Source organism: Halochromatium sp., assembly GCF_054919635.1.
This window is the reverse complement of the sequence record NZ_JBUDPI010000095.1, coordinates 1-10,943: the sequence shown is the minus strand read 5'-3', so window position 1 is coordinate 10,943 and position 10,943 is coordinate 1. Positions and strand designations below refer to the sequence as shown.

Annotated in this window: 11 protein-coding genes and 1 pseudogene; 8 read left to right on the top strand and 4 right to left on the bottom strand. The window is 61.4% G+C overall.

Translation table 11 applies throughout. The features are described 5' to 3' along the window. Positions 1-100, bottom strand: a 100-nt coding sequence (locus ACY693_RS07875; protein ID WP_462321281.1) for a ParA family protein, incomplete at its 3' end; no start/stop codon positions are given. Positions 101-995: 895 nt separating this feature from the next. Next, on the bottom strand, positions 996-1,130 hold the full coding sequence (locus ACY693_RS07870) for a hypothetical protein (protein ID WP_462321280.1): 135 nt from the start codon (positions 1,128-1,130) through the stop codon (positions 996-998). Positions 1,131-1,198: 68 nt separating this feature from the next. On the opposite strand from ACY693_RS07870, the gene ACY693_RS07865 reads away from it, so the two are divergent. The 3 genes from ACY693_RS07865 (at position 1,199) to ACY693_RS07855 (ending at position 5,090) form a co-directional block, all read left to right on the top strand. Next, a complete protein-coding gene (locus ACY693_RS07865; protein WP_462321279.1) occupies positions 1,199-2,902 on the top strand; it encodes an FAD-dependent oxidoreductase in 1,704 nt (567 codons plus the stop codon). Positions 2,903-4,092: 1,190 nt separating this feature from the next. Then, positions 4,093-4,620 carry a hypothetical protein gene (locus tag ACY693_RS07860; RefSeq protein ID WP_462321278.1) on the top strand — a complete coding sequence of 176 codons (528 nt, stop codon included), beginning with the start codon at positions 4,093-4,095 and terminating at the stop codon, positions 4,618-4,620. A 263-nt stretch (positions 4,621-4,883) separates the two neighbouring features. Next, a complete protein-coding gene (locus ACY693_RS07855) occupies positions 4,884-5,090 on the top strand; it encodes a Tn3 family transposase (protein WP_462321277.1) in 207 nt (68 codons plus the stop codon). A gap of 225 nt (positions 5,091-5,315) precedes the next feature. Here ACY693_RS07855 and ACY693_RS07850 read toward each other — a convergent pair whose 3' ends face one another. Continuing rightward, a complete protein-coding gene (locus ACY693_RS07850; RefSeq protein ID WP_462321276.1) occupies positions 5,316-6,164 on the bottom strand; it encodes a ZIP family metal transporter in 849 nt (282 codons plus the stop codon). 302 nt (positions 6,165-6,466) lie between these two features. On the opposite strand from ACY693_RS07850, the pseudogene ACY693_RS07845 reads away from it, so the two are divergent. The 4 genes and pseudogenes from ACY693_RS07845 to ACY693_RS07830 all read left to right on the top strand — a co-directional run bounded on the left by ACY693_RS07845 (position 6,467) and on the right by ACY693_RS07830 (position 9,087). Beyond that, a pseudogene (locus ACY693_RS07845) lies at positions 6,467-6,709 on the top strand (transposase). Between the two features lie 634 nt (positions 6,710-7,343). After that, positions 7,344-8,300, top strand: coding sequence for a succinylglutamate desuccinylase/aspartoacylase family protein (locus tag ACY693_RS07840; RefSeq protein ID WP_462321275.1), 957 nt, complete (start codon positions 7,344-7,346; stop codon positions 8,298-8,300). Between the two features lie 251 nt (positions 8,301-8,551). Then, complete coding sequence (locus ACY693_RS07835; RefSeq protein ID WP_462321274.1) at positions 8,552-8,746, top strand: hypothetical protein; 195 nt, start codon at positions 8,552-8,554, stop codon at positions 8,744-8,746. A 2-nt stretch (positions 8,747-8,748) separates the two neighbouring features. After that, entirely contained in the window at positions 8,749-9,087 is a 339-nt protein-coding gene (locus tag ACY693_RS07830) for a DUF3299 domain-containing protein (protein ID WP_462321273.1), read from the top strand. A gap of 317 nt (positions 9,088-9,404) precedes the next feature. Here ACY693_RS07830 and ACY693_RS07825 read toward each other — a convergent pair whose 3' ends face one another. After that, the gene (locus tag ACY693_RS07825) at positions 9,405-10,544 is read right to left on the bottom strand and encodes a hypothetical protein (RefSeq protein ID WP_462321272.1); all 1,140 of its coding nucleotides are present in this window, start codon (positions 10,542-10,544) and stop codon (positions 9,405-9,407) included. Between the two features lie 159 nt (positions 10,545-10,703). Here ACY693_RS07825 and ACY693_RS07820 point away from each other — a divergent pair. Next, positions 10,704-10,943, top strand: a 240-nt coding sequence (locus ACY693_RS07820; protein WP_462321271.1) for a GTP-binding protein, incomplete at its 3' end; no start/stop codon positions are given.

The window sequence follows — 10,943 nt, the reverse complement described above, 5'->3', positions numbered from 1 at the left end:
CGAGCAGCAACACACGCCGCCCGAGGCCAGCAAGAGCAGCGGCACAACCGACGGCGAGCGTCGTCTTGCCGGTTCCGCCCTTCTGGTGCCATAGCAGCACAGGGCACAGCTCAGGCTGCCGCTGTCCCAGCTCTGGGGGCTCATCCACGATGATCACTCCTGGTTACGTCCACTCGGTGTCTCGCGTTCGCGCATCGCGCTTGGCCCGCTCGGTCGGATCGTACAAAGATCGCCATACTGCCCGCGTGGCCTTGCAATCGTCGATCGCCTGGTGACAGGTGCCATACCATTTGAAACCAACATAGGACGCGGCACCTCGGAATCGCCCAGCCTAGAGGCAAGTGTCCCGCCCAGCAGCGGCGCGCTGGCCGAGTGCGCATGCCCGCGTCTCAGTAGTGAGAAACTTGCCAAATGGCTAAACGTACTTGACGTGCTGTCTCGTTGGACCGAGCGGCGATCTCCAGCCAGTTAGCCAGTGCTGATCAATGGAAGCGACCGGTTGCATTGCCGATGTCTTCGTGCTGATCACCGATGGGAGTATGGGTCGGGTCCGGAAGTTGATCGACGGCCAAGTCTCAGCCGAGCGCCCGCTGTCGGCCATTATGTTGAGCGCTACATAATGGCCGGGAGCGGCCCGTCAACCAATGCCAGAGAGTGCCGCCGGCGCTGAGCGGCCTCTGGCTGCGCGCGGGCCGATTGTCACCGAGTCACCGACAAGCGTCTCTGTTTGGTGCTGCATGAAGGCGCTATATAAAACGAAACCCTTTATGGTGCGATAAGCGGGCATCAGCGGTGGCCCGACAACGACCCAGAACGTTTCCGACCGCTGCTCCTATCATCCCCGTCACTCTTCCCCGCCCCCCCCCCGTCGCCCCGGCGCATGCCGTTGGAGTGATGTCGCCACTGACAATCCTCAGCACTCGGGCCATCCAATCCCGACCTGGATCAAGCTGAAGCGCGCTCGCGGGGGCCGTGCGGACCGGCCTTGATCGATGTCAGCGCAGCACCTGGGTCGGCAGCTCAGACTCAAAGCCAGCCGGGACACGCAGCATCCGCTCAGTCGCCGCCCGCCGCAGCCAACCCATGGCCGCCGGGCAGATGAGCACCACCCGTCTTCGCAGCAACCACACCGCTTTACCTAGTTTGGGCCGGTTCTCACCCAGGATCGGCCGGACCCAGCACGCAGAGAATCGCCCCAATGCCATCGCAACCCCTTCGCATCGTCGTGATCGGCGGCTCGGCCGCCGGCCCCAAGGCCGCCGCCAAAGCACGCCGGATGGATGAGTTCGCCGAGATCACGCTGGTTCAGCGCGAACAGGACCTGTCGATGGCCTCCTGCGGCTTTCCTTACTACGTCGGCGGCACCTTCGATGACCGCAATTTGCTCATCTGCACCCCGGCCGGGATCGTTCGCGACCCCGGTTTTTACGGCAAAGCGAAGGGCATCGAGGCGCTGGTGGAGACCGAAGCACTCGACATCGACCGCGACGCCAAAACGGTCCGGATCAGGCACCTGCCAACCGAGAACGAGCGCATCCTACATTACGATCGGTTAGTGATCGCCACCGGCGCATCCCCCGTCTGCCCGGCTGCCCCTGGATTTGATCTCGAGGGCGTGCAGACGCTGCACTCGATGGGGGACGCCGACGCACTACGCGCGGTGCGCGATGCCAACCTGGTCGACAAGGCCGTGGTCGTCGGCGGCGGGCTGATCGGCTTTGAGGTTTGTGAGGCGCTGCGCCTCGCCGGCATCGACACCACGGTGATCGAAAAGACCGACCAGATCCTGCCGTTTCTCGATCCGGACCTGTCGAAGCTGGTCGAGAACCACATCCGTGCCAATGGCCCTGACATCATCGTCGGTAACGGCGTCGCCGAGTTCCTGGGCGACAACGGCAAGCTGGTCGGCGTCAAGCTCGACAACGGCACCGAGCTTCCCTGTCAACTCGCAGTGGTCGCGGTCGGCGTGCGGCCGAACATCGGTCTGGCAATCAAGGCCGATCTCGAGATCGGTGACCAGGGCGGCATCCGGGTCAACGAGCAGATGCAGACCTGCGATCCCGACATCTACGCCATCGGAGACTGCGTCGAATGCACGTCACTGATCACCGGCCAGTCTTTGCGCGCACCCTATGGCGATATTGCCAACCTGCAGGGTCGCGTGGCCGGACAGAACGTGGTCGCGCCTGGCAGCGCCAGCTTCCCGGGCATCACGCAGACCGGCATCTGCAAGATCTTCGACTACACGGTCGGCTTCACCGGCCTGTCGGCACATCGTGCGCACGAGGCCGGTTTCCACACTATCGAAAGCGCAACCATCTCGGGGCTTGATATCCCCGTCTTCATGAGCGGCAAGCTGCTGATCAGCAAACTGGTCGCGGAGCGCGAAAGCGGCCGGATCATCGGCTTTCAATGCATTGGCCCCGGTGATGTCAGCAAACGTGTTGCCACCGTCGCAATGGCGATCCGCGGCAAGCTGACGGTCGAAGACATGGTCAACGCTGACCTGCCGTATGCCCCGCCCTACTCACTGGCGCTCGACCACACCATCGTCGCCGCCCAGGTGCTGGAGAACAAGCTCAAAGGCCGCATGAAGGGCCTCAGCGTCACCGAGGTCAAGGAGCGCGTCGATCATGGCGTCGACAGCTTCATCCTGGATACCCGAAGCCCCATCGAGTTCGAGTCGATGCGGCTCGGCATCGGCGAGACCTTGATCCCACTCGGCGCGCTGCGCGGCCGACTCAACGAACTGCCCGAGAACAAGGACCGCGAGATCATCCTCTACTGCAAGATCTCACTGCGCGGCTATGAAGCGGCCTCCATCCTTGAGCAGCACGGCTGGCACAACGTCAAGGTGATGGAAGGCGGCATCATGGCCTGGCCGTACGCGCGGGAGAAGTAGGCGAGTCTCTGGGCTTCTTGGCCACCAGTGCCTGCGTCCCGTGTCCGCGCCAGCTGCAGGGGCAGGTCACTGGGCCGCCGTTGGCCGAGCTCTGTGTCGCGATCGATCATGTGCCGCACTGGTCGGACGAGCCGGACGCCGGCGACAGCTACTGCCTCTGGGGCAGTTCCACATCCGCCGCGAAACCATCTGCGATGGTGTGCGCTTCACTCTGCCCGGCTGCCCGAACGCGCTGGCCTGGACAGTCACCGCTGCGGCCGACGACGGCACCCTCATCCACTGCACTATCAACCGCAGCGAGCACGACCCCGGACTTCATCGAGTCCCTCGAGGCGTTCGTCACTGACTGGGCGAGCGGTCTGCAACGTCTGACGTAACCACGCTCTTCACGCTATTGAACGACGGCACTCGGCCGTCAGTCACAGCTCGTCGCGAGAGACGATTCGAAATCCTAGCCACCCGGGCGACACATCACGAATTCCTTGCAGCAGTCGCGCAGGCAAGTCATGCGATGGGACTGCGATAAGGAACAGCCATTCAGGGCATCATAGCCGTCGCAGCTACAGTCGCAGTCTGTCGGCAGGGTGCTTTGGGTCCCAGCCGAACCGAGGTCGGCACTCGCGCTCCACGGACAGCCGGATCCTTTTCACGATCGGGCATCTCCAGCGAGTCGACCCTGGCTGCTGCGTGGCCGAACCCGGATGCGTTTCCGCTGTCGTCGTTCTCAGCGCCGATGGCACCAGCGGGTCGATGCCTGTCTTTCGCGCTTGCAACCAACGTCCCGACCGCAACCGACCAGGAAGAGACATCGCTCTTCACCCAATGGTCAGCGGCAATACTTAAAAAACAGGCCACCGAGTGGCCGCGCAACGCAGCATCGAAAGAGAATCCGCTGTTGGTCTGGGTAGGAACCTTGGGGCTCGCATATCCCGGAGCCTCCTGCAACTCTATCAGGCCGCGGCGAGCAAACCAACGCAGCACCCGCACGGGTACTGATCGGCAATGGCGGTGACAACCTCCGGTGTCCGGTCGGCGGCGGGTCGGGTCCTGAGCTTCAAACGCAGTGCGCGCTCGGATTCTAGCTGAACGCCAAAAATCGGCTATAACAGGCCCCAAGAGATGGGCGATATAATGCAACGCTCGCGTAACCGCGACTCCATCCATCGCTCGTTTACCAAAGGATCTCGCTCGTGCTCAAGGACCGCCGCCCCCTCCCATCCATCGCTGCCCTTGGCCTAATGACGCTGCTGCTCGCCGGCGTATTTGCTGGAGCGCTCGCCGATGCACGCCCCACCGCAGGCGCCGACGACTCCGGCAGTGCCACCGCGCTCAAGCAACAGTTGGCTGTGGCTGGGCTCAGCCTGCCTGAAACGCGGTCATTTCTGGACCGGCTCGAGCACGCGGTCGCGCAGGACGACAGGGAAGCCGTCGCGGCGATGAGTGATTATCCGATCACCGTCGCTGCCGGAAAGGAGATCCTGACTCTGGACAGCCCCAGCCGGTTTGCAGCCCGCTATCCCGACTTCATGACCCATCCCCTGCGCCAGCTGATCGCAGAGGCGAGGCTAGAGAACCTGTTCGCGAACTACCAGGGCGCGATGCTCGGCAATGGCGCCCTCTGGTTCGGGCCCGTCTGCAAGCAAGAGGCTGAGCCACAGAACCTGGACGCCTGCCCCAATCCACCCGTGCTTTTGATTCGGATCAATGGTCTTCAATGAGCGCCCCAGACCGCTGCGGGTTTTCGCGAAGCCCAAGCGGATGTAATCTGAATCTCTTGTGTTTGATCTGCCGGGGTAGCGCGGCACCACGCGCATTAGGATGACGCCCGTTGCCCTGGATGCACGCAGGACACCGCCGACAAGCGCGGGCGGCACGAGTGAGGACCAGCAACCGCTCTGGAGATGGTTGTTCAGATGACCAGGCTCTGGAGCCCGCCAGACCTGCTCAGCGCACTCAAGACCACGATCGGCATCCTGACCGCATGCTGCACAACGTCCATGATTTGACTGGCATCCTCGCCGACAAGGAGACGGAAGGCTGGAAGCTGAGCCGGGAGCTTATTGCGGCGCTGAGCCCGTATATGCGCGATCACCTCCGCCGCTTTGGACGCTATCTACTCGACATGGATGAGATACCGCCGCCGCTCGCACTTCGAACACTACGAGGCTTAACTGAGGTTCAGGGCTAGAGCAGAGCTTGCAGGAATCTACACGTATCCTGATCAGACTCGGTGACCGTTCAGGTCGGCCACCGCTTCTTGCCTGTCCCAGGATGCACTGGTAATTCGCGCTGGAGCCTCGTTTACGGCTCGGTCATTCGCCTCGCCTTTCTGAGTGCGCACGGTGCTGAGAGCTAGGGAGGCGAATCGAAGAACCAGTGACGAGCGTCGCGGGAAGTGTTCGCGGGCAATCCTCTAAAAATGATGAGCGTTGGCGATTCCCAACAAGACGCGCACACCTGCGGTAATCACGAAGCCAGCGACCAATACCAAGAAGCCCCAAAACCCAGAGCAGGTCGTGATCAGCGGTGAATGCCGCATGTCGTGGAGGGTGCTCATGTAGAGAAAAACGCCCGCCGCCATCGCGAGCACCAAGGCCTTGGTCGTCAACATCGCGGACGTGCCAAGCGTTGCTGCCACATCATCACCGACCACGATACCAATCGGTGTTGAAAGGGCAAAAACGAGAAACAACGCAAAGACTTGGGGACGACTCAGCGTGCTTTGCACCATCTTCAGGGCCAGCGCAAAACCTGCGGTACTCTTGTGCGCCAAAACCGCGACTAGAATCAAGACGATCGAAAAAGCATCCTCGGACACCCCCAGTGCCGCTCCGAGAAAAAAGGACGGCACACCGATCAGTACGGTCAGAAGAATCGGCACCAATTCAGTGGTGCGATCGCTTAATGAAACCGCATCCGTTGATCCCTCCACTCGTTCCCTGATGTGGGTCAGGAGGTGCTCGAACGCCAATAGCGCCAGAAACGCGATCGCTGCGATCAGAAACGCCCAAGGGTACGGCGGGATGCCCGGCGTCTTCGTGAGCTGGGCATGAGCAGATGGCAACATGATCAGCATCGAAAGCGCGAGGAAGATACCTGATGCAAACGATTCTCCGAGCGGAAAACCGGCGCCCGGACGCAAGTCCTTCTTCGAAAGAAGCGGGATCGCACCACCGGCCATCGCAGCTAGAAAAACTACGAAAACCGAGCCCCATTTCAGGGGTTCAATCCATGGCGAGATTTCAGCAGGGGGAAGATTCATGAGGAACCGGTACCGGATCGGAAATCCATGCGCTCCCTTCAGTCGAAGGTGGAACTGGGACGAGAGACTACCGAGGTGCAGAGGGCTCGGCAAGGTTTGACCGAGTGCGCGGCAGACTGCTCTTGCGCTCGGAAGAAAAGAGAATGCTCCATGGCGTGGAAGCGGGGAGAGATCCAGCGAGCGAGTTCTAACCGCGACGAATGTACGCAGCAGCCGGCACTGGTGACCGAAACGGTCTTTGAGGTGATCTAATGACAGCGGACATTTCGGTTAAGGGACAATTCCCCGAGCTGAGGTGAGAGATGAAGATACGTAAGAAGTACACGAAGGAGTTCAAACAGGACGCCATCCGGTTGGTTCTGGAGCAGGGCTACAAGCAGACCGAGGCGGCGAGGAGCTAAGGCGTCGACCGCAGCCTGCTTGGGCGCTGGATCAAAGAGGCAGAGTCTGATGGCAGTGACGCGTTCCCGGGCAACGGCAAGCTTAGCGAGGAGCAGCAGGAACTGCGTCGCCTGCGCGAGGAGAATCGACACTTGCGCATGTAGCGGGAAATCTCAAAAAAGTAATGGCCTTCTTCGCGAAAAAGTCGAACTGAGATACCAGTTCATTGCCCAGTAGAAGGAGGCCTGTCCGTTGACGATGCTTTGCCGAATACAGGGCGTCAGCCGTGGCGGGTTCTACGCCTTCCTGAGCTGTCAGGATCGCTCTCCCGACCCGGAGCGTGAGGAGAAGCGCGGCTGGGTTCAAGAGCTGGCCGCGGCGTCGGATCATTGTGACGGTTTGGCGCATAGGCCCAACAGGCGATCGTCTATAACAGTCTGAGTATCTAACATTTTCTTGGTCGGCGAAGCGCGGTAAGGTCGAAGCCTCGCTACACGCTGACCGTCATGCCGTTGACGGCGCCGTCGATCGCAAAGATACACTTCACAGCAGCCCGTCGTTGCCTGCAAGCCCGGCCCTCGCCCCGCAGGGACAGGGTGATTTGGGAGGGCGATCCCGACGCGATTTTCACTTTAATGAGAACACTATTTGGAGCCGTGCGCGTTCAACCACTCAGCTGCCCCACCAATCTGAGCCGCAAGGCTCAAGCACCTGGAAGACCTGGCACAACTCGCTGCCGGCTTGGTATGCAAGGCAATAGCTGAACTGCAACAACCCCACTGAATCCAGTCCAACGTCATGGTTAAGTCATCTGTTCCCACGGCCTTGCCGATTCAGCAGATCGTAGGCCTGAATTCAGGCCCGAAGCTGATCGTGCTCGGCGCGGTGCATGGCAACGAGACCTGCGGCACCGAAGCCATTCGGCGCCTGCTGCAAGAGCTTGAGCAAGGCACGCTGCGCATCGAGCGCGGCACTCTGACGATGGTGCCCATTGCTAACCCGCTGGCGTATCAGTTAAAGCGCCGCCACGGCGACCGCAATCTGAACCGCAGTATGCGCGTCACCGATGTGCCGCAGGACTTCGAGGATCGAATCGCTAATGTGCTTTGCCCGTTGCTGCAAGCCCACGACGCGCTGCTCGATCTGCATTCTTTCCACACCCCCGGTATCCCCTTCGCACTGATCGGTCCGTGCAACAACCACGGGGACCTGCAGCCGTTTTCAAGAGCCGAAGCGGAAGAGGCGATGGCGTTGCGCTTGGGTGTCAACCGTTTCGTCGAGGGCTGGCTTGAGACCTATGCCCAAGGAGTGGCGGATCGCCAGGCACGCGGTGCCGCGGCGAGCCTCGACTATGGGGTCGGTACGACAGAGACCATGCGCCGCTACGGCGGGATCGCCATCACGCTCGAATGCGGCCAGCATGAAGACGAAAAGGCGCCACAGTTGGCCTACGACGCTGTCCGGCACACCTTGGCGCATCTGGGCATGGTGACCGACACGGTGCGTTCGCCAACCAAAGAGTCCGAAATCATAAGGCTGTACCAGGTCGTCGATCGATTACACCCGGATGATCGCTTCAGTAGGAACTGGCGCAGCTTCGAAAGAACTGAGCGCGGTGAAGTGCTCGCCCACCGTCACGATGGCGCTGAGCTGACCGCCGACAAAGATGGATGGATCGTGTTTCCGAACCCAAACGCGCAGGTGGATCAGGAATGGTTCTACCTGGCAGAAGCGTCGCAGCGGCTGGCTCGTTGATACGCTTTGGCCGCAGCTTCAACGCCCATTCCGACGACGATTGCTCGTCTGACGGATCGGCGGAGTCCGATCGCTCGAGCATCGGGCCTTCGAGCTGAAGACGGGCAAGATTGGCGATGCGGAAACAGAATTGACCTCCGACTCGGAATCGGTCGACGGGGACGCGCCGAATTCTCATCGTTCTTCGAAATCGGTGTATGCATATACTTATGATACACACTCGTTTCCGCGCGACCGCGGAGGTCGTCCTGTTGCTCGTGACGCTGAGCACTTGTGGCCCTGAATCACAGAATCTGTTCGGTGAGTCAGAACTGGGCGAGGTTACGGAGCTTCACTGGGACGCCCTGATTCCCGAGGAGTGGCATCCGAACCAGCTGCTGGAAGGCCTGACTGAAGAGGGGCTGAGCCTCGACGACATCGACGACGAGAATCAGGCGCCGAACTGATCATGGAAGAGATCACCGCATTGTGGAAACAGGCACCGGTCGTGGAAGAACTTGACGGCAAGCGGGTGAAGCGGCACGGCTTCGTGGTGCCATGGTCTTTCGATCTATATGAATTGAGCGCCTTCCTGCTGGTCCCCTTCTTTTGCGCCTGCATCCACGTGCCACCGCGTCCCGCCGCCAACCAGATCGTCTACGACGCCCTGCCCGAGGGAAAGCGTTATCGCAGCGGAGTCTTCAACACCGTTTCGGTAATGGATGACCTCCGCGTCGAACCCTTTTCAAGGGCGATGGGCGACGCCGGCTATCGCCTCGAAGCGCTCGCGATCGTGCCCTATCCGTGAGCCTTGACCACAAACAGGGGCGCGAGCGGCCGCAAGAGCTGGGCTGGACGCGGACGCAGTCTGATGTGGCCCGGCAGTTGCCGGTCTCACCGCAGCAGCATCTGTCTCGGGTCGGCGTCTGATGGTTGCACCAGCAAGAGGTGGTTCAATCGTCGCATTGGCCGTCGTGCGTCTCGGTGATTAGGACCCCCCAAGTTCAGGAGCCCGACCGGGTGCACTTCCGCTGTATCGACGCGAGCGGCTGAGCGAAACTTGGACTTTGGCTAAAAAATCGCTTTTTGATTGGCTTGCTCCGTTGGTCGAGGGCCCTCCCTTACTCACTGGTTCGCGCAAAGCGGCAACGAAGAGCGCTTGGGCGCGGGATTGTTGCGCTGGTATTCGGCAATCCTCGGCCCTAGACGCTCCTTGGGCCAGTACTTGGGGGAGCCGATCTCTTTCAGACAGGACGCATTCCAGTACAACCCCGACCGCTTCAGCGATCGGCCGCCCGCCACCGCTCTCGCAACGGCGTCGATGTCGGCCTGCGCGGGATAGATGTACAGCGTGGTCGGATCGTTTTCCGTGATCTCGACGATCTCCCGGGCGTCCGTCGGCGACCAGCTGGTGCAACCGCTGCTGCGCCCGCCGGAGTAATCCACCAGCTTTCCGAGGGGCACGTATCCCTTGCCGTTTGCATAGGGGCTGCCCGGTTCCCGCAGCAGACAGGCGCCCTTGATCAGGACCGCCGCATGCCCGCCGATGGCGCGCCGCTCGGCGTTCGCGGTCTCGCCTTCGCCGTCGAACGGCACGAAGGCGCGGATCAGCGCTGCCTTGCGTTTCGAAGAGGTTTGGTAGTAGCCCTTGAACGACGTCCGGCTCTCGCCGGTGACGTAAACGCCGCCGGTTGTGAGTCTCGAGCCCAAGGCGTTGCTGAAGTGCTTGGCGCAGCGTCTGCCGTTCTTGAAATCCGCGATGCCTTTCAGGGTGCGCCCGCCGCCATGACCCGACGAGACCGCGCGAAACGAGCGCTCGGCTTCACAGATGATATAGAAGCGCCGCCCCGGTCCTCCATTTCGTGAGATGTGCGGACGCGTCGCATCCTTGGCGAAATAGCAGGGATTGCTGACCGCGCCTTCCCTCACCTTGCGGAGGTAGAGGGCACGGGCCCGTTGTAGCACCGGCAATGCGATCTGCCCCTCCTTCTCTCCGACATGGGCCTTGAGCCATGCCGGGATGGCTGGTTGAGGCTCCGTGGCGAAGGCTCGCGGCATGGTGGACGCGCCGATAAGCGCTATGAACAGGGCGCTGGTAATCACCGCGGCCGGCGTCAGACGCCGGATCCCGGGGGTTGGCGCATAGCAATTCCACCAACGATTCTGGCGCTGGAATTGATGGCAAATCGCTCTTCCCAGGGGACTCAGGTTCGAGCCAATGGAGGCAACGAGGCGCTCCAGAAATACAGATCGTACTGGCACCATTCAATCCTCTTGTCTCACGGGCTGGCGTTAAAGGATACCGGGGCATGCCCCGGCCTTCACCACGGTCGAGTCAGCCGTCTCATTCGCCTAGCCCAATAGGCAGGGCGCGGGCCCGGAAACCCAACAGTAGACCCTGACGTTCATCGCGAGAACCCCGACATGCCCAAGTCCCTGATTCCCGTCACTCTGCTGACCGGCTTCCTCGGCAGCGGGAAGACCACGGTGCTCAATCAACTGGTGCGCCGGCCGGAGCTCGCCCGTACCCTGGTGATCATCAACGAGTTCGGCGAGGTTGGGCTCGATCACCTGCTGATGAGTCTGGTCCCCGACGACACCGTCGTCGAGATGTCTAGCGGCTTCGCGCTCTCGCCATGCCCGAGCCAGTCGACGCTGACCACG